Annotated in this window: 17 protein-coding genes; 10 read left to right on the top strand and 7 right to left on the bottom strand. The window is 70.0% G+C overall.

Annotation, left to right across the window (positions count from 1 at the left end):
- Positions 1-156: 156 nt before the first annotated feature.
- Positions 157-1,278, bottom strand: a complete 1,122-nt coding sequence (locus tag REH65_RS17725; protein WP_406688371.1) for an inositol-3-phosphate synthase — start codon at positions 1,276-1,278, stop codon at positions 157-159.
- A complete protein-coding gene (locus REH65_RS17730) occupies positions 1,275-1,925 on the bottom strand; it encodes a PadR family transcriptional regulator (protein ID WP_406688372.1) in 651 nt (216 codons plus the stop codon). Before REH65_RS17730 ends, REH65_RS17725 begins: the two co-directional genes overlap by 4 nt.
- 212 nt (positions 1,926-2,137) lie before the next feature.
- Between REH65_RS17730 and REH65_RS17735 the strand changes: the two genes are divergently transcribed.
- From REH65_RS17735 to REH65_RS17760, 6 genes are all read left to right on the top strand, one after another.
- Positions 2,138-2,542 carry a DUF5318 domain-containing protein gene (locus tag REH65_RS17735; RefSeq protein ID WP_217649757.1) on the top strand — a complete coding sequence of 135 codons (405 nt, stop codon included), beginning with the start codon at positions 2,138-2,140 and terminating at the stop codon, positions 2,540-2,542.
- Between the two features lie 102 nt (positions 2,543-2,644).
- Positions 2,645-5,212 (top strand): transglycosylase domain-containing protein, encoded by a 2,568-nt coding sequence (locus REH65_RS17740; protein ID WP_406688373.1) that lies wholly within the window; start codon positions 2,645-2,647, stop codon positions 5,210-5,212.
- On the top strand, positions 5,212-5,709 hold the full coding sequence (locus REH65_RS17745; protein ID WP_406688374.1) for a hypothetical protein: 498 nt from the start codon (positions 5,212-5,214) through the stop codon (positions 5,707-5,709). The genes REH65_RS17740 and REH65_RS17745 overlap by 1 nt, the downstream gene beginning before the upstream one ends.
- 174 nt (positions 5,710-5,883) lie before the next feature.
- Positions 5,884-7,458 (top strand): glycosyltransferase family 87 protein, encoded by a 1,575-nt coding sequence (locus REH65_RS17750; protein WP_406693187.1) that lies wholly within the window; start codon positions 5,884-5,886, stop codon positions 7,456-7,458.
- A gap of 30 nt (positions 7,459-7,488) precedes the next feature.
- A complete protein-coding gene (locus REH65_RS17755; RefSeq protein WP_406688375.1) occupies positions 7,489-7,953 on the top strand; it encodes a hypothetical protein in 465 nt (154 codons plus the stop codon).
- A gap of 214 nt (positions 7,954-8,167) precedes the next feature.
- A complete protein-coding gene (locus tag REH65_RS17760; RefSeq protein ID WP_406688376.1) occupies positions 8,168-8,365 on the top strand; it encodes a PspC domain-containing protein in 198 nt (65 codons plus the stop codon).
- A 37-nt stretch (positions 8,366-8,402) separates the two neighbouring features.
- Here REH65_RS17760 and REH65_RS17765 read toward each other — a convergent pair whose 3' ends face one another.
- Both REH65_RS17765 and REH65_RS17770 read right to left on the bottom strand, forming a co-directional pair.
- Entirely contained in the window at positions 8,403-9,818 is a 1,416-nt protein-coding gene (locus tag REH65_RS17765) for a M20/M25/M40 family metallo-hydrolase (RefSeq protein WP_406688377.1), read from the bottom strand.
- A gap of 54 nt (positions 9,819-9,872) precedes the next feature.
- Positions 9,873-10,514, bottom strand: a complete 642-nt coding sequence (locus tag REH65_RS17770) for a GPP34 family phosphoprotein (protein ID WP_406688378.1) — start codon at positions 10,512-10,514, stop codon at positions 9,873-9,875.
- A 413-nt stretch (positions 10,515-10,927) separates the two neighbouring features.
- Between REH65_RS17770 and pdhA the strand changes: the two genes are divergently transcribed.
- From pdhA to REH65_RS17785, 3 genes are read left to right on the top strand one after another with little or no spacing between them, the layout of a single operon-like run.
- Positions 10,928-12,154 (top strand): pyruvate dehydrogenase (acetyl-transferring) E1 component subunit alpha, encoded by a 1,227-nt coding sequence (gene pdhA / locus REH65_RS17775; RefSeq protein ID WP_281457572.1) that lies wholly within the window; start codon positions 10,928-10,930, stop codon positions 12,152-12,154.
- Complete coding sequence (locus tag REH65_RS17780) at positions 12,154-13,170, top strand: alpha-ketoacid dehydrogenase subunit beta (protein ID WP_406688379.1); 1,017 nt, start codon at positions 12,154-12,156, stop codon at positions 13,168-13,170. The genes pdhA and REH65_RS17780 overlap by 1 nt, the downstream gene beginning before the upstream one ends.
- Positions 13,171-13,183: 13 nt before the next feature.
- Positions 13,184-14,563 carry a dihydrolipoamide acetyltransferase family protein gene (locus REH65_RS17785; protein WP_406688380.1) on the top strand — a complete coding sequence of 460 codons (1,380 nt, stop codon included), beginning with the start codon at positions 13,184-13,186 and terminating at the stop codon, positions 14,561-14,563.
- A gap of 42 nt (positions 14,564-14,605) precedes the next feature.
- Here REH65_RS17785 and REH65_RS17790 read toward each other — a convergent pair whose 3' ends face one another.
- The 3 genes from REH65_RS17790 to REH65_RS17800 form a co-directional block, all read right to left on the bottom strand.
- Positions 14,606-15,076, bottom strand: coding sequence for a pyridoxamine 5'-phosphate oxidase family protein (locus REH65_RS17790; protein WP_281457569.1), 471 nt, complete (start codon positions 15,074-15,076; stop codon positions 14,606-14,608).
- A gap of 94 nt (positions 15,077-15,170) precedes the next feature.
- Entirely contained in the window at positions 15,171-15,455 is a 285-nt protein-coding gene (locus REH65_RS17795; RefSeq protein ID WP_406688381.1) for a hypothetical protein, read from the bottom strand.
- Between the two features lie 472 nt (positions 15,456-15,927).
- Positions 15,928-16,491, bottom strand: coding sequence for an SCP2 sterol-binding domain-containing protein (locus REH65_RS17800; protein WP_281457567.1), 564 nt, complete (start codon positions 16,489-16,491; stop codon positions 15,928-15,930).
- A gap of 110 nt (positions 16,492-16,601) precedes the next feature.
- Here REH65_RS17800 and REH65_RS17805 point away from each other — a divergent pair, with 110 nt between their 5' ends.
- Entirely contained in the window at positions 16,602-17,273 is a 672-nt protein-coding gene (locus tag REH65_RS17805) for a TetR/AcrR family transcriptional regulator (protein ID WP_406688382.1), read from the top strand.
- Positions 17,274-17,337: the final 64 nt, after the last annotated feature.

A 17,337-nucleotide genomic window follows, 5' to 3' on the forward strand; every position in this document is an offset into this window, starting at 1 on the left:
ACCCCACCCCCGCAGCACGCAAGATGACCATTGGAATCTGAAAAAGACCTGGTCGCCGACCCGGAAGGAGGTACACCTTGGGTCATGTAACCCCTGCTGAACGAGGCGGGGCACCCACGGTGAGGTGGGTGCCCCGCTTCTGGCTTCCGGTCCGGGTCAGCGCTCGGCGTCGCCCGCGATGAAGTCCTCGACGGCCTGGTAGGCGTCGGAGTCGGAGTACTGCTCCGGCGGCGACTTCATGAAGTACGAGGAGGCCGACAGGATCGGGCCGCCGATGCCGCGGTCCTTGGCGATCTTGGCGGCGCGGATCGCGTCGATGATGATGCCCGCCGAGTTCGGCGAGTCCCACACCTCGAGCTTGTACTCCAGGTTCAGCGGCACGTCGCCGAAGGCGCGCCCCTCCAGCCGGATGTAGGCCCACTTGCGGTCGTCCAGCCACGGCACGTAGTCCGACGGGCCGATGTGCACGTTGCGCTTGCCCAGGTCGCGGTCCACCTGCGAGGTCACCGACTGCGTCTTGGAGGTCTTCTTCGACTCCAGGCGCTCCAGTTCCTTCATGTTCAGGAAGTCCATGTTGCCGCCGACGTTGAGCTGCATCGTGCGGTCCAGGTGCACGCCCCGGTCCTCGAAGAGCTTGGCCAGCACGCGGTGCGTGATGGTGGCGCCGACCTGCGACTTGATGTCGTCACCGACGATCGGGACGCCGGCCTCGGTGAACTTGGCGGCCCACTCGGGGTCGGAGGCGATGAACACCGGGAGCGCGTTGACGAAGGCCACGCCCGCGTCGATGGCGCACTGCGCGTAGAACTTGTCGGCGTCCTCGGAGCCCACCGGCAGGTAGGACACCAGCACGTCGACCTCGGCGTCGCGCAGCGCCTGGACCACGTCGACCGGCTGCTCGTCGGACTCCTCGATGGTCTCCCGGTAGAACCGGCCCAGACCGTCGTGGGTGTGGCCGCGCTGCACGGTGACGCCCAGCGGCGGTACGTCGGCGATCTTGATGGTGTTGTTCTCGCTGGCGACGATGGCCTCGGAGAGGTCCCGACCCACCTTCTTGGCGTCCACGTCGAACGCGGCGACGAACTTCACGTCGCTGACGTGGTAGTCGCCGAAGGCGACGTGCATCAAACCGGGCACCCGGGTGTCCGGCTCGGCGTCGGAGTAGTAGTGCACACCCTGCACCAGCGATGCAGCGCAGTTCCCAACGCCGACGATCGCCACTCGCACCGAGCGACCGGGACGATCTCCGCCCATGGCAGGGCCCTCCTTCTTGGTCATCTGTCGTGTCCTTGCTTGAGTTGCGCCGGTGGCGGATCGCCCGCGCGCGGGCAGCCACCGGGTTCGGGCCCGGTCGAATCGGGCCTGGTCGAATCGGGCACTGCCGCCGAGGCAGCGGCCTGCTCGGCTCGTTCGGTCTCGATGATGTCGTCCAGCCAGCGAACCTCGCGCTCGCTGTGGTCCAGCCGCAGCCGGTGCAGCTCCCGCGTGTAGCGGTCCAGGCATTCGCCGGACCGGGCCAGCGCGCTGCGCAGGCCCTCCTGCCGCTCCTCCACGCGGCGGCGCCGCGCGAGGAGGATGCGCAGCCGCGCGTCGGCGGGGGTGCGGGAGAAGAACACCACGTGCACGCCGAAGGCGTTGTCCTCGCAGGCGCGGGGGCTGCTGTCGGCGACCAGCTCGGCGAAGCGCTGCTCGCCGGTGGCGGTGATGCGGTACACGCGGCGGGCGCGTCGGCCCCAGGCCTTGGACTCGTCGGCGTCCGACTGCTCCTCGATCAGCCCGGCGCGGCACAGCCTGCGCAGCGTCGGGTACAGCGATCCGCAGGAGAGCGCCCGGAACACGCCGAGCGTGTCGTTGAGCTGTTTCCGCAGCTCGTAGCCGTGCATGGACGAGTTGTGCAGCAGCCCGAGCACCGCGAGTTCGAGCATCTGCACCTCCCACCAGCGTCTAATAGGCGCCGCGAATAATAAGGACTGTCAACGCCGACCGGGTCACCCGGCGGATTATATCGCGCCGATATATCGGACCACGCCGTCGAGCGGTGCCGGGGGTGTTCGGCATCACCGCACGTGACGCCGGGGGTGCCCGCCTGCCCTGAACGGCGCATGGAGCGCGTCGGGGCGGCACGTACCCTGTGGTCGTGCGGACCCAACGGCAAGTGGTCGACTACGCGTTGCAGCGCCGAGCGCTGCTGGCGCAGTTGCACGCTGGTCGCGTCGGGGTGATGGAGGTCTGCGACGCCGACCCGTACCTGCTGCAGGCGGCGAAGTTCCACGGTGAGCCCAGCGACACCACCTGCCCGGTGTGCAGGAAGGAAGAGCTGACCCAGGTCTCCTGGGTGTTCGGCGACGCCCTCAAGCACGCGTCCGGATCGGCGCGCAAGCCCGAGGAGCTGGACCGGATGGCCACCTTGTTCGAGGAGTTCAACGTCTACGTCGTCGAGGTGTGCCGCACATGTAACTGGAACCACCTGGTGCTGTCTTACGTTCTCGGGACCGACGGCTTGAACGACGGTCGCTCGGGACGCAAGACTGCAGCGGAGTGAGATCGTTCGTGCACCCGGCACGACCGCATGCGCCGATGCGGCGCACCCCCGACGTGAACGCATCACCGGCGTCGCCCCGACGCCTGTCCTGGAGGCCAACTCGTGAACGACGAGCGTGACGACCACGCCAAGGGCCGCCACTCCCGGCATCCGAACCCCGACGGTCGCCCCGCGCCACCCCCGCCGCAGAACCCGGGCCAGCCGCCGCAGCGCCCGTCCGGACCTCCGCCGCCCCCGAGCGGTGGTCCCGCGTGGCCCGGCGAGCAGCAGCCCGGTCCCCGTCCGGGAGCGGGTGGCCAGCAGCCGCCGCCCCCGCCGGGGCGTCCCGGCGCGCCGTCCGGCGGACAGCCGCAGTGGCCCGGTGCCGAGGGAGCCCCCGCTGGTGGGCCCGGTGCTGGTGGGCCCGGTGCTGGTGGGCCCGGTGCCGAGGCGCCGGAGGAGACGACCGGTGCGTGGACGCCGTCGTTCGACGACGACTCCGCACCCGGTTCGGGCTCGTCACCGCTGACCAGCAGGTTAAACGGGGAGGACGACGCGACGAGCTACTCGCCGTCGCCTCCTCCTCCGCCTCCGGGACGTCCGGGCCAGCCCCCGTCCGGCCAGCAGCCTCCCCCCGGCCGCCCCGCGCCGCCGCCCGGTGAGGCGCCCACCCAGAACATCCCGCAGACCCCGGGCGATGACCGGGGAGGCTCCGGCGCGTCCGGCGCGGCTGCCGCCGGTGGAGCCGCTGGTGCCGCTGGTGCTGCTGGAGCAGCCGGCGCTGGTGCGGGTGTCGGTCGCGAGCCGAACCTGCTCACGCACTCCGATCAGGCGACGTACAACTACTACGCCGACGATCTTGATGACGACCCGTACGGCGACAACGATTCGCTCGGCGACCGCAGGGCCGGGGGTGCCGCCGACGTCGGCGCCGCCGGTTTCCGGGGCGGGGACGGCCGAGGCACGGATGACAGCGAGGATCCGGACGACGACATGAGTGCCGCTCAAGCCAAGCGCGCCGTCATATGGCGGCGCGTCCGCAGGGCCTGCTACGTGGCCGCGGCCGCGGGAGTGATCATCCCGACGATCGTGTTCATCTACGGCTACCTCTTCTGGGAGGCGCCGGACGAGCAGAAGCTGCTGAACATGAAGCAGCCGATCACGATCACCTACGCGGACGACTCGCCGCTGGCGACGGTGAGCTCGGACGGGTCCCGGGAGGTCGTGCGCGACCTCAACCAGGTGTCCAAGCCGCTGCGCGACGCGACGATCTCCGCTGAGGACGCGAGCTTCTACACGAACCCCGGATTCGACTTCCAGGGCATCGCCCGGTCGGTGTTCTTCATGTTCACCGGCTCCGGCGTCGGTGGTGGTTCCACGATCACCCAGCAGTTCATCAAGCTCGACCTGGAGCTGAACAAGTCGGACCCCGACTACGTTCGCAAGGTCAAGGAGATCGTGCTGGCGTTCAAGATCACCAACGAGCGCAGCAAGGACGACATCCTGCTGTCGTACCTCAACACCGCCTACTACGGCCGCGGCGCCAACGGCATCACGGCGGCGGCCAACGCCTACTTCGGCAAGAAGCCCAGCGAGATCACTCCGGGCGAGGCCGCGGTCCTGGCGGGCATGGTCCAGCGCCCGAAGGGCAACGACCCGCGCGAGGACATGGAGCAGGCGACCTCGCGGTTCAACTACGTGCTCGACCAGATGGTCCAGAACGGGTTCCTGCCCGCCTCCGAGCGCGAGCCCCTGACGACGCCGCCGGAGACCCGCGGGCAGAGCGACTGGCGGATCGACAAGCGGTTGACGCCGGACCAGTTCAAGATCAAGGACCAGGTGCTCCGCGAGCTGGAAGAGGCCGGCTACGACGAGGACACGCTGGCCCGCGAGGGCTACAAGATCAAGACGACGATCGACCCGAAGGCCCAGAAGGCCGCGGTCGACGCCGCCACGAGCCAGGCCGAGAACACGCTGCCGGACAACATCAAGACCTCGCTGGTGGCGGTCGAGCCCAAGACGGGCGAGGTCAAGGCCTACTACGGCGGCGGCGGTGACGTCGGCGGCTACGACTGGGCGGTCGCGCCGACCGAGCCCGGTTCGTCGTTCAAGCCGTTCGCGGTGCTGGCCGGTCTGCACAAGGGCCTGGGCATCGGCGAGTTCTACGACGGTTCGAGCCCGCAGAAGATCGCGGGCACGGACTTCGCCAACGCCCCGGGCGTGTCCTGCGACATCCCGAACCGGTGCGGCGTCCGCGAGGCGATGACGAAGTCGGTCAACACCGTGTTCGTCAACATCGCCGCCCGGGTCGGTCCGCCGGCGGTCGCCGAGGCCGCGCACGCCGCGGGCGTCCCGGAGGCCTACAAGTCGGGCAAGGGCGAGACCAAGACCCTGCAGAACGCCGACGGCCAGACCCAGTCCGGTATCGCGCTCGGCATGTACCCGGTGAAGCCGATCGACATGGCGAACGCCTACGCGACGCTGGCCAACCAGGGCAAGTCGCACGTGCCGCACATGGTCCGGGAGATCACGCCGCGCGAGGGCCCGGCGATCAAGATCCACAACGAGCCGACCAAGAACCTCTACGACGAGTCGGACTCGGAGGCCGCGAAGCTGGCATACAACACGATCGCGTCGATGTTCGACGTCGCCGACCACGCCAAGCGCGGTCTCGAAGGCGGCCGCCGGTGATGTCCAAGACCGGTACCCACCAGTACCTGGACACCAAGGACAACGCGACCGCGTGGATGATCGGTGCGACGCCGCAGCTGTCCACCTCGGTGTCGATGCTGGCCAGCGAGAACGGCCGCAACGTGCCGCTGGAGGACAACTCGGGCACGAGCTTCTACGGCGGCAAGTACCCGGCCATGGTGTGGCAGCAGTTCATGAACAACTACCACAAGGGCCTCAAGGTCGAGCAGTTCAAGAAGACCGACACCATCGGTCAGTTCGAGGACATCCCGCTGCCGCCGCCTCCGACGTCCTCGGAGCCGCCGACGTCGTCGATGCCCCCGACCACGCCGCCGAGCGAGTCGGAGAGCCAGGACCCGACGGCCACCCGGACGCGTCCGGGCGGGGGCGGCAGTGATTGCGGCGGGTTCTTCGAGCCGCCGTGCGAGTCGTCCACGAGCGAACCGGACCAGCCCGGTGACGTCGCGCCCACGCGCGACGGGGGTTGGGGCGGCTAGCCCGATCCCGTTCGTCCCGAGGGGCATCCGCCGACCCGGCGGGTGCCCCTCGGGCTTTTCCGGGCCAAGTAGCATCCGGGCGTGTCCACCAACGAAACCGCCGATCCGGAAGCAGCGGCACCATCGGGCAACGCTCGTGCGGCGGCAACGTCGGGCAAAGCCTTTGCGGCGGCGGTGGACTCGACGTCGCTCTCCCCCGCCGACCGGGTCTCCCCGACGTGGACCGAACCGCTGGGCCGCAAGGCCGGCCGGATCATCGGCGGGCCGCTGGGCAGGCACGCGCAGGTGGGGCGGCAGTGGTTCTGGACCCCGCTGCGGGTGATCCTGCTGCTGGCGGTGCTGACGCTGGCGGCGGCGTGGCTGTTCAAGGCTCCCTGCCAGATCACCTACGACACGACCAGCGGGCCGCAGCTGGACTGGCGGAACAGCAAGCAGTACACCGCCATGTGCTACACCGACATCATCCCGCGCTACGGCATGGGCGATCTCGCGCCCGACAACGCGTTCCCGTACAAGACGGGCTGGGTGGAGAACCAGGGCACGCCGCAGGAGAAGACCCGGTACATGGAGTACCCGGTGCTGACCGGGATCTTCCAGTGGATCAACGCGCGGGCCGCCGACGGCTGGGCGACGCTGGCCGGTTTCGGCTGGTTGCCGGGCGGACTGCTCAGCGTCCTGTACTTCAACATCACCTCGTTCTGGCTGGCGGCGGCCTGGTTGGTGACGATCTGGGCGCTGGTGCTCCTGGCCCGCAGGCGGGTCTGGGACGTCGCGCTGGCAGCGGTGTCCCCGCTGGTGTTCGCGCACGCCTTCACCAACTTCGACACCCTCGCCACGGCGCTGGGCACCGCCGGGCTGCTCGCGTGGGCGCGCCGACGACCGGTGCTGGCGGGCGTGCTCATCGGCGTCGGCGGCGCGGCGAAGCTCTACCCGCTGTTCTTCCTCGGTCCGCTGCTGGTCCTGGCCTGGCGGGCGGGCAAGCTGCCCGACGCGATGCGGGCGGTGCTGGCCGCCGCCCTGTCCTGGCTGGCGATCAACGTGCCGATCCTGCTGGCCTACCCGGATGGCTGGGGCGAGTTCTTCCGGTTGAACAGCTCGCGTCCCGCCGACCCGGACTCGCTGTACAACGCGCTGATGTACTTCACCTCCTGGGAGGGCTTCGACGGTCACCTGGCGCCGGGTGCGACGCCGGTGGTGCTCAACGCGGTGAGCCTCGGCCTGTTCCTGGTGGCCTGCCTGGCGATCGGCTGGCTGGCGATGGCCGCGCCGACGCGGCCGCGGGTGGCGCAGCTGTGCTTCCTGGTGGTGGCGGCGTTCCTGCTGACGAACAAGGTGTGGAGCCCGCAGTACTCGTTGTGGCTGGTGCCGCTGGCGGTGCTGGCGCTGCCGCGCTGGCGGCTGCTGCTGACCTGGATGATCATCGACGCCGCGGTGTGGGCGCCGCGCATGTACTACTACCTGGGCACGGCCAACAAGGGGCTGCCGGAGGACTGGTTCCTGGGCGCGGTGCTGGTCCGGGACGCGATGGTCGTGCTGCTGTGCGCGCTGATCGTCCGCGAGATCCTCGACCCGGCTCGCGACAAGGTGCGCACCGCCCTGGCGACGCGGGGCGAGCACGCCGGCGGCATCGACGACCCGTGCGGGGGAGTGCTCGACGGTGCTCGCGACCGGTTCGTGTTACCCGGTGTCGCTCGTTGGGGGCAACGGACGGTCGCGCTGACCCGGGGAGCTCTAGCTTCGAGGCGCTGATCCGCTCGTTCTCGTGGAGGTGCTTCGCAGATGCCCGGTCGCACGCTGACCTTCGTTCTCGCCGCCGCGGCGGCAGCCGTTCCTGTCACCGCGGCGGCAGCCGTTCCTGTCACCGCGGCGGCAGCCGTTCCTGTGGCTGCGGCGGCGGTTCCCGCCGCGTTCGCGGCTACCGCTCCGGCCCCGGTCCAGGTCCAGCTCGGCGACGCCCGGTGCCAGGACATGTCGGCGCTGGTCGGTTCGATGCCGATGCTCGCGGCGGCGTTCCCCGACCCGGCGCACACGCCGTCGGTGGAGTACCGCATCACCGCGGCCCCGGACGCCCCGACGACGCCTTACGCGGTGAAGGTCAACGGCGAGACCAAGGGCTCCGGCTCGGTCGGTGCCAAGGGCCTGGTCCTGGCGAGCACGCCGCTGCCGAACAACGCCCGCAGCACGGTCGAGGTCACCTCCGGGGACCAGGTCCTCGCCACCCGCACCTACACCCCCGCCTGCTGACCACCCCACCACCGGCTCGACTCCCGCTGAGGTCCTCTCCGCCGAGAGTGCCGTCCCCGGCCGCTGGACAGTTTTAGCCATAATTGTCCGGACAAAACGGACATTGATCATGGTTGATTATGGCTAAAACCGTCCGCACGGCCGGGGACGTCTCCGGGAGCGGTCAGGGCTCGTCCCTGAGGTCCCGCGACGGCGCGCGGCGCATCGTGGGGACATGACGACGATCCACCAGAACAAGTCCCTGTCCCGGCCCAAGGACCAGGCGGTGATCGCCGGGGTCTGCGCGGGACTCGCCCGCCGCTTCGGGATGCGACCGACGACGGTCCGCATCCTCTTCCTGCTCTCCTGCCTGCTGCCCGGACCTCAGTTCGTGGTCTACCTCGTCCTCTGGCTCCTCATCCCCAAGTCCTGAGCGCCCGGGACTTCCTGGCCAGCACCGCCCCGACCCGTCACCGGGTGGCGTGGGCGTCGAGGATGCAGGCGATGGCGCTGGTGATCTTGGTCGCGAAGGCCAGGTCGAGGCTCTCGTCCGGGACGTGGGCGTTGCTGTCCGGGCCGAGGGCGCCGGTGACCACGAACTGCGCGTCCGGGTACGCCTCGTGCAGCAGTCCCATGAACGGGATCGAGCCGCCCAGGCCCATCGTCCGCCAGCCCGCGCCGAAGATCTCCTCGCTCGCGACGTCCAGCGCGCTCGACAGCCACGGGGCCGGGTCGGGGGCGTTCCAGCCCAGTCCGGCCTCCGAGTGGCCGAAGGTCACGCGAGCGCCGTAGGGGACGTCGGCGGACAGCTTCGCGCGCACCGCGTCCAGCGCGGCCTGCGGGTCGGCGGTCGGCGGCACCCGGAAGCTCAGCTGCAGCGTCGTCGACGGCCGCAGCACGTTGCCGGCGTCGGCGGGCTTGGGCAGCCCGTCCGCGCCGATGATCGACAGAGTCGGTCGCCAGGTGTTGTTCAGCGCCAGCTCGACCTCGTCGTCGGCGACCGGCCGCATGCCCTCCGGCCACGGCACCGAGTCGCGGATCATGCCGGGCACGGCCTCGACGGCCGAGCGGGCCTCGTCGATCCGGTTGGCCGGGATGTCCACGTTGAGCTCCGGAACCAGGATCTCGCCGGTCGCGGAGTCCTCCAAGCGGTCCAGCAGCTGCCGCATGATCCGGAACGAGCTGGGCGCGATGCCGCTGGCGATCCCGGAGTGCAGGCCGGAGTCGAGCACCTGCACGGTGACCTCCAGCTGCACCATGCCGCGCAGCGAGTTGGTCAGCCACATCCGCTCGTAGTCGCCCGCGCCCGAGTCCAGGCACACGACCAGCGACACGGTGCCGAGCCGGTCGCGCAGGTGCTCCAGGTAGGCGGGCAGGTCGGGGCTGCCGGACTCCTCACCGGTCTCCAGCAACACCACGCAGCGCGCGTGCTCGCCGCCGTGCGCGCGGACCGCCTCGATCGCGGTCACCGCCGCGTAGCCCGCGTAGCCGTCGTCGGCGGCGCCCCGGCCGAAGAGCTTGCCGTCGCGCACCACCGGCGTCCACGGGCCCAGGCCCTCCGACCAGCCGCCGACCGGCGGCTGCTTGTCGAGGTGGCCGTAGAGCAGCACGGACTCGTCCGGCGCCCCGGCCGAACCGGGCACGTCCACCAGCAGCAGCGGCGTCCGGCCGGGCAGCCGGACGACCTCGATCGCCGCGCCTTCGATGCCCCGGCCGTCGATCCACGCCCGCACGTGCTCGATCGCGGCGTCGAGGTGCCCGGTGGTCTCCCACTCGGCGTCGAACGACGGCGACACCGCGGGAATCCTCACCAGCTCGGACAGGCTCGGCAGAATCGCCTGGTCCCAGGCTTGGTCAACGGTCTTGGCAACAGCAGCTCGATCCACGAGCGCGATCCTATGCCCATCTGGTGGGACGCGTCCGGACCTGGCGCGAGTCGGTCAGCTGCCCGACGCAGCCGCGGCGCCCGCGACGGTCACGGCGGTGAGCACGGCCGTGGTCTGGGCGATGACGTCGCGAACCGCGCCGCCCAGCTCCTCGCCCTTGCTGATCTCCTTGAGCCGCTTGCGCTCGGCCTTGTCCAGGCCGAGGTGCGTCTGCAGCCCGGTGGCCTGCACCAGCGCGGCCAGCATCGCGAGGCGCTCGTCGAGCTGGACCTCGTTGCGCGCGGCGGCCCGGATCCGGGCGGCCAGCGCGTCCCGCGTCCCCGGATCGGGGGTGAAGTGGTCGTAGGGGATGAACAGCGCCTTCCGCCGCTCGCGGCGCATCAGCCCGCGCTCGACGAGCGCTTCGGCGTGCCGCTCGCGGGCTTTGCGGCGGCTCTGGATGAACGTCGTCGCGGCCAGCGGCCTGCCCTTCGGTCCCGCTTTGCGCTGCACGAACTCGACGGACTCGTCGATCCAGGCGGTGCCGGTGGACGCCGGGTCGAGCACGGTCAGCTTCTTGTCGGTGAGCGCGAAGCGCTCGGTGAGCACCAGCTCGCCCAGCTCGGCGGCGCCGGTGTGGTCGGCGGTGGCGTAGTAGGAGCCGCGGGGCTTGTGCAGCAGCAGCACGAACTCCTCGGGCAGGCTCAGGTGCGTCATGAGCGCAGTGTGGCACCGGGGGTGCCGGGATGGTGGCTGCTCTGTTCGGGTCACGGTCACCGGGGTGGGCGGTTGTCGTATTCCCGCAACGGGAGCGAGGGCGGACCCAATATCGGTACCGCAATGGTCCGGAACTCGTTAGTCGGTCCTCCATTAATTCGATGACCTGCGAATTCGCACTGTCCTCAGAAGAACTAACGTGACCGCACGGGAGTTGATCGCTCGCCGCTGTACCGATCCACTCCCTGTGGCAGGGCTCACGGATCACGGGGTTTTCGTGCCAGGATGACGAGGAGCGATCCACCGCTCCGCTCGGCCGACCGGGTGACCCACCAGGTCACCGGCAGGCCGGCGGGGCAGCCGATCAGCACCGCCACAAGCGGTGACATCGGCGCGACACGAGGAGATCACACATGTCCCCCGAGCAATGGACGTCCTCATCCGGCGAACCGCCCGCGAAGCGCACCGACCTCCCTGCCGCAACCGCAGCCAAGCCCACACGGGAGCAGGTGATCGCCGGTTTGCGCGCGACGAGTGAAGGTGGGGCTGACCTCGTTCAGCTCCTCACCCCGGAAGGTCAGCGGGTCCAGCACCCGGACTTCGACATCGACATCTCACCCGAGCAGCTGCGCGACCTCTACCGGGACATGGTGCTGGTCCGCCGCGCCGACCGGGAGGGCAACGCGCTGCAGCGCCAGGGCCAGCTCGGCATCTGGGTGCCGCTGCTGGGCCAGGAAGCCGCCCAGATCGGGGCGGGCAGGGCGCTGAAACCGCAGGACATGGCCTTCCCGAGCTACCGGGAGCACGGCGTGGCCTGGGCTCGGGGCATCGACCCCACCGAACTGCTCGGCATCTTCCGCGGCACCGACCACGGCAGCTGGGACCCCACGAGCACCGGGTTCCACCTGTACACGATCGTCATCGGCAACCAGTGCCTCAACGCGACCGGCTACGCGATGGGGCAGCGCTTCGACGGCAAGGTCGGCGACCCCGACGGCGAGGCCACCATGGTCTTCTTCGGCGACGGCGCCACCAGCCAGGGCGACGTGCACGAGGCGATGGTGTGGTCGGCCGTGTACGACTCGCCGGTGGTCTTCTTCTGCCAGAACAACCAGTGGGCGATCTCCGAACCCCTGGAGCGGCAGACCCGAGTACCGCTCTACCAGCGCGCCAGCGGCTACGGCTTCCCCGGCATCCGGGTGGACGGCAACGACGTGTTGGCCAGCCTCGCCGTCTCGAAGTGGGCGCTGGACGAGTGCCGCAACGGCAACGGCCCGGTGCTCATCGAGGCGTTCACCTACCGGATGGACGCCCACACCACCTCCGACGACCCGACCCGCTACCGGATGACCGACGAGCAGGAGGCCTGGAAGCTCAAGGACCCGATCGAGCGGCTGCGGGTGCACCTGATCCGCGAGCACGCCGCCGACCAGGAGTTCTTCGACTCCGTCGACGCCGAAGCCGACCAGCTCGCCGAGCGCTTCCGCGAGTTCTGCTTCACCATGCAGGAGCCGCCGCCGGAGCGGATCTTCTCGAACGTCTACGCCGAGGAGAGCCCGCAGCTCGCCGCGCAGCGCGAGGAGTACCTGTCCTACCTGGCCGGATTCGCCGACGAGACCGTGGCAGGAGGTGTTCGCTGATGGCCGCGCCCGCTCTCGAACGCCCGACCACCCCGTCGGGGACCCAGACGGTCACCATCGCCAAGGCGCTGAACATGGGCCTGCGCGCGTCGCTGGAGCGCGACCCGAAGGTGCTGATCATGGGTGAGGACGTCGGCAAGCTCGGCGGCGTCTTCCGGATCACCGACGGACTGCAGAAGGACTTCGGCGAGCACCGCGTGCTCGACACCCCGCTGGCCGAGTCCGGGATCATCGGCACCGCGATCGGCCTGGCCATCCGCGGCTACCGGCCGGTGTGCGAGATCCAGTTCGACGGGTTCATCTTCCCCGGCTTCGACCAGATCATCAGCCAGCTCGCCAAGCTGCACTACCGCAGCCAGGGCAAGGTCAAGATGCCGATCGTGATCCGGGTGCCCTACGGCGGCGGCATCGGCGCGGTCGAGCACCACTCGGAGTCGCCGGAATCGCTGTTCGCGCACATCGCCGGCCTCAAGGTGGTGTCCTGCTCGAACCCGGTGGACGCCTACTGGATGCTGCAGCAGGCCATCGAGTGCGACGACCCGGTGCTGTTCTTCGAGCCCAAGCGCCGCTACTACGAGAAGGCGGAGCTCGACACCTCGATCGACCCGCTGCCGCTGCTGAGCTCCCGCGTCGCGCGGTCCGGCTCGGCCGTCACCGTCGCGGCCTACGGCCCGATGGTGCGGACCTGCCTGGACGCCGCGGCCGCCGCGGCCGAGGACGGGCTGGACCTGGAGGTCGTGGACCTGCGCGCGCTGTCCCCGCTGGACCTGGGACCGGTGTTCGAGTCGGTGCGCCGCACCGGCCGGTTGGTGCTGGTCAGCGAGGCCCCGGCGGAGTCGTCGGTGACCTCCGAGATCGCCACCCGGGTGCAGCAGGAGTGCTTCTACTCGCTGGAGGCCCCGGTGCTGCGGGCGACCGGGTTCGACACGCCCTACCCGCCGTCGAAGTTGGAGGAGGGCTTCCTGCCCGACCTCGACCGGGTGCTGGACGTGGTCGACCGTTCGCTGGCGTACTGAGGGGAGTTCATCGATGGCGCTCAAGAAGTTCCCCCTGCCCGACGTCGGTGAGGGGCTGACCGAGGCGGAGATCGTCGGCTGGAAGGTGCAGGCCGGCGAGAACGTCACCGTCAACCAGGTGATCGTGGAGATCGAGACCGCCAAGGCCTCGGTGGAGCTGCCGTGCCCGTGGGCGGGCACGATCCGCGACCTGCTGGTGGAGCCGGGCCAGACCGTGGAGGTCGGCACGCCGATCATCAGCATCGAGATGGCCGGTGCCGAGCCCGAACCCGAGCCGGAACCGGAACCGCAGGAGAGCTCCGGCAAGATCGGCGAGGAGTCCAACGGCCGGATCGCCACGCTCGTCGGCTACGGCCCGCGGACCTCGTCGGCCAAGCGGCGTCCCCGCAAGGACCGGGTCAACGGCACGGCGACCCCCGGCACGGCGACCCCCGGCACGGACACCGGCGGCACGGACACCGGCGGCACGGACACCCGCGGCACGGCTACCGCCGCGCCGCCGGAACCGCGGGCTCCGCAGGTCGAGGAGGTGCGCGGCTCCGTTCCGCTGGCCAAGCCGCCGGTCCGCAAGCTGGCCAAGGACCTCGGCGTGGACCTGCGCTCGCTGGCCGGGTCCGGCACGGGCGGCGTGATCACCCGCGAGGACGTCCAGACCGCGGCCGCCCCCGCGGCACCGGCGGCCGCCCCGTCCGGTGCGCGCGAGCGGCGGGTGCCGATCAAGGGCGTCCGGAAGGCGACCGCGCAGGCGATGGTGGACAGCGCGTTCACCGCGCCGCACGTCACCGAATTCCTGACCGTCGACGTCACGCCGATGATGGAGCTGCGCGAGCAGCTCAAGTCGGACCCGGCGTTCCGCGGCGTGAAGATCACGCCGCTGGCGTTCGCGGCCAAGGCCATGTGCCTGGCCGCCCGCCGCACGCCGGACGTCAACGCGACGTGGGACGAGGCGGCCGGCGAGATCGTCTACAAGGACTACGTGCACCTCGGGGTCGCCGCGGCCACGCCGCGCGGCCTGGTGGTGCCCAAGGTCCGCGACGCCGACGGGATGTCGCTGCGCGAGCTCGCCGAGGCCCTGGAGCAGCTGACCAACACCGCCCGGGACGGCAAGACGGCCCCGGCCGACATGGTCGGCGGCACGATCACCATCACCAACGTCGGCGTCTTCGGCGTCGACACCGGCACGCCGATCATCAACCCCGGTGAGTCCGCGATCCTCGCCTTCGGCGCGATCCGCGACATGCCGTGGGTGGTCGACGGCCAGGTGGTGCCGCGCAAGATCTGCCAGCTCGCGCTGAGCTTCGACCACCGGGTGGTCGACGGTCAGCAGGGTTCCCAGTACCTCGCCGACGTCGGCGCGCTGCTGGCCAACCCGAGCCTGGCCTTCACCTACTGATCCGCGCGAAGGGCGCCTCCGGGAGTTCCCGGGGGCCCCTTCTCACGCGCGCTCGAAGACGCGAACGCCCCGGTCCGGGGTCCACGAGGTGATCACCAGGTGGGTCTGGTCGTCGGCGACGGCGGTGGTGACGACTTCGGTGATCGCGCAGCGGAACAGGTGCGCGTCGGACTGCGGCGGCCCGGCCTCGGCGACCCAGGCGGCCTGGTCGTCGCCGGTCACCTCGGTGGCCAGCCCCGAGATCTTGACGTCCGGCTCGGTCATCGTGCCGTCGCCGGGATTGGTGTGGATCGCGAACCGCCCGTCGCGCTGCAGGTCGCGGGCCTTGCGCGCGCCCGGCATCGAGCCGAGCACGAGCTCGTCCCGGTACCAGCCGACCTCGCTGCCGCTGACCCGCGGCGATCCGTCCGCGCGCAGCGTCGCCAGCACGTGGTGCCGCGCGGATTCGAGTCGTGCCCGAGCGGCCTCGGCCAGCTCAGGTGCTTGTTCGGTGAACTCCCGCCATCCGGTCACGCCGACCAGGCTGGCACGGGTGTCCGACAACCTCAGGACAGCCGAACGGCCCGCGCCATCCCCCCGGATGGCGCGGGCCGTCGGTCAAGTCTGGTCAGTTGCCCTTGCGGCGGCGCCCGCCTCGGCGGCCTCCGGACGTCTCGGAGCCTGCGGAACCGGACTCCGAGGTGGTGGAGCCTGCCGACACGGCGACGGGTTCGGCCTCCTCTGCAGGGGTCTCCTGCACGGCCTCCTGGGACTTCTGCTCGTCGTACTCGCGGAGAAAATCGAACGCGTGCTTGTCGAAGTCGTGGATGTCGATCTCCGGCAGCTCGCCGAGCTCCTTGTTGATCTCTCGGAAGATCGGAGTCTCCGCCTCAGGCGTACTCAACTTCTTCACCGCTTCGCCCTCCCGTTCGTCATCGAAGCGTTGGCCGAGCCGAGCTCTCCCCGCAGAACTCGTTCGATGCGCTCCGGGCCGTCGGCCCTTCACTCATCGGTGGGACGCGGACCGGTGCTCATCCTGACGCATCGGTCTGCGATTCATCCAATCGGACGAATGCCGTTGCACCTGTCCACGCACATGGTGCATCAGCGATCACGATCCAGCGAGATGAACCGATCTCACAACGCGGCCAGGCTGCATACTGCCCTCTACCGAATCAACACCGGTACGGGTTGTGCAATTCCGCACCGTGTCATATGCCACTGACCTGCGGTTAACCCTGCGAACAAGTTGATCTGCTAGGGAAATCACCGGGGAGCGCGCGAACGGACCGGGCTCCGCTGGGGGTTCGGGAGCGCGGCCCGTTCGCTTGGGCCCGGGTCGTCGTGGGGGGCTTTCCGGCGACCCGGTGTCTGGTGCGCGAGATTCACGCCTTCGGGATCTGGAAGAGCTTGGGCAGGTTGACGGCGAAGCCGATGTCCCCGGCGAGCCGGACCCGCCGCGCCATGACCAGCTTCGGCGCGGTGGTGTTTCCCGAGGTCAGCTGGAGGAAGTCGAGCGGGGTCATGGTGATGGTGACCGTGGGCGAGGCGTGCTGGGCGCCCTTGGTCACCTGGCAGCGGCCGTCGGCCAGCACGCACTCGAAGTGCAGCAGGTCGTCGCCCTTGCCGATCCGCCAGTTCACGACGGCGTGGCTGCGCTTGGCGTGTTCGGGCTGGTAGTGCTCGCCCATGCGCCGGAAGATCTCGTCGAGGATGCTCTCGCGCAGCGCGGGTTCGGCGAGCACGGCGTTGAGCTGGTCGACCGAGGATCGGGAGATCAGCCGGGCGAACTGCTCGGGGGTGAGGGAGCTGAGGTCGAGGCCGCCGGAGGTGGCGGTCTCGGAGGCGGCGCGCAGCAGGCGGACCAGCTCGGCCTTGTCGATCGAACGGGGATCGACGCTGCCGAGGGTGGCGATCGGGTCCGGTGGGGATTGCGGCAACGCTGCCACCTCCATTGGTTACTGGGGAGTAAGACTACGTGCGAGTAGGTTGGCGGGCAAGCCGCACAGACTTGAGTCGCTCCACTAACCTGAGGCGAATTACCAGCGTATGAGGTGAGATGGAAGAACATCGGGACAGCGAGCGCCCCCGGTCCCGGCGCCTGCCCAGGGAGGTGCGGGAGCGTCAGATTCTCGACGCCGCCGTGGAGGTGTTCGCCAAGCACGGGTTCCACAACGCGTCGATGGACGAGATCGCCGAGACCGCGAGCATCTCGAAACCGATGCTCTACGCCTACCTCGGTGCCAAGGACGAGCTGTTCATCGCGTGCGTCCGGCGCGAGGCGGCGAAGCTCGTCGAGGCCATCGGCGCCGACATCGGCGAGACCGCGACCCCTGCCGATCAGCTCTGGCACCGGCTGCACATGTTCTTCGGCTACGTGAAGATCAACAAGGCCGGGTGGCAGCTGCTGCACCGCCAGGGCGACGTGCCCGGCGAGCCCTACGTCCAGGAGCTCTCCGAGTGGCGCGCTCGCGCCACCGACCTGATCGCGGCTCTGCTGGCCGAGGCGACCACGGACTCGCCCCAGCCGATGCAGTCCGAGCAGACCGAACCCTTCGCCGCCGCCCTGGTCGGCGCCGGTGAGGCCCTGGTCGAGTGGTGGTTCCAGCACCCCGACTACACGGCCGAGGGCATGGCCATGCGCCTGATGAACATGCTCTGGCTCGGCTTCGGAGAACTCGTCGAAGGCCGCTCCTGGTTCCCCACCGCCGAAACCCCCACCCCCTCCTGAACCACCCCTCGCGTCAAAACCCCGGTTCTCGCGCGATGAGAACCGGGGTTTTCGACGCGAGGAC

The sequence above is a fragment of the Saccharopolyspora sp. ID03-671 genome, from assembly GCF_045278815.1.
GTDB lineage: Bacteria > Actinomycetota > Actinomycetes > Mycobacteriales > Pseudonocardiaceae > Saccharopolyspora > Saccharopolyspora ipomoeae.

Excerpts from the sequence above, each read along its gene's own strand:
- REH65_RS17745 (WP_406688374.1), top strand. The coding sequence starts at position 5,212 with ATGTCCAAGACCGGTACCCACCAGTACCTGGACACCAAGGACAACGCG.
- REH65_RS17725 (WP_406688371.1), bottom strand. The coding sequence starts at position 1,278 with ATGACCAAGAAGGAGGGCCCTGCCATGGGCGGAGATCGTCCCGGTCGC.
- pdhA (WP_281457572.1), top strand. The coding sequence starts at position 10,928 with ATGTCCCCCGAGCAATGGACGTCCTCATCCGGCGAACCGCCCGCGAAG.
- REH65_RS17805 (WP_406688382.1), top strand. The coding sequence starts at position 16,602 with ATGGAAGAACATCGGGACAGCGAGCGCCCCCGGTCCCGGCGCCTGCCC.
- REH65_RS17770 (WP_406688378.1), bottom strand. The coding sequence starts at position 10,514 with ATGACGCACCTGAGCCTGCCCGAGGAGTTCGTGCTGCTGCTGCACAAG.
- REH65_RS17785 (WP_406688380.1), top strand. The coding sequence starts at position 13,184 with ATGGCGCTCAAGAAGTTCCCCCTGCCCGACGTCGGTGAGGGGCTGACC.
- REH65_RS17780 (WP_406688379.1), top strand. The coding sequence starts at position 12,154 with ATGGCCGCGCCCGCTCTCGAACGCCCGACCACCCCGTCGGGGACCCAG.
- REH65_RS17730 (WP_406688372.1), bottom strand. The coding sequence starts at position 1,925 with ATGCTCGAACTCGCGGTGCTCGGGCTGCTGCACAACTCGTCCATGCAC.
- REH65_RS17760 (WP_406688376.1), top strand. The coding sequence starts at position 8,168 with ATGACGACGATCCACCAGAACAAGTCCCTGTCCCGGCCCAAGGACCAG.
- REH65_RS17755 (WP_406688375.1), top strand. The coding sequence starts at position 7,489 with ATGCCCGGTCGCACGCTGACCTTCGTTCTCGCCGCCGCGGCGGCAGCC.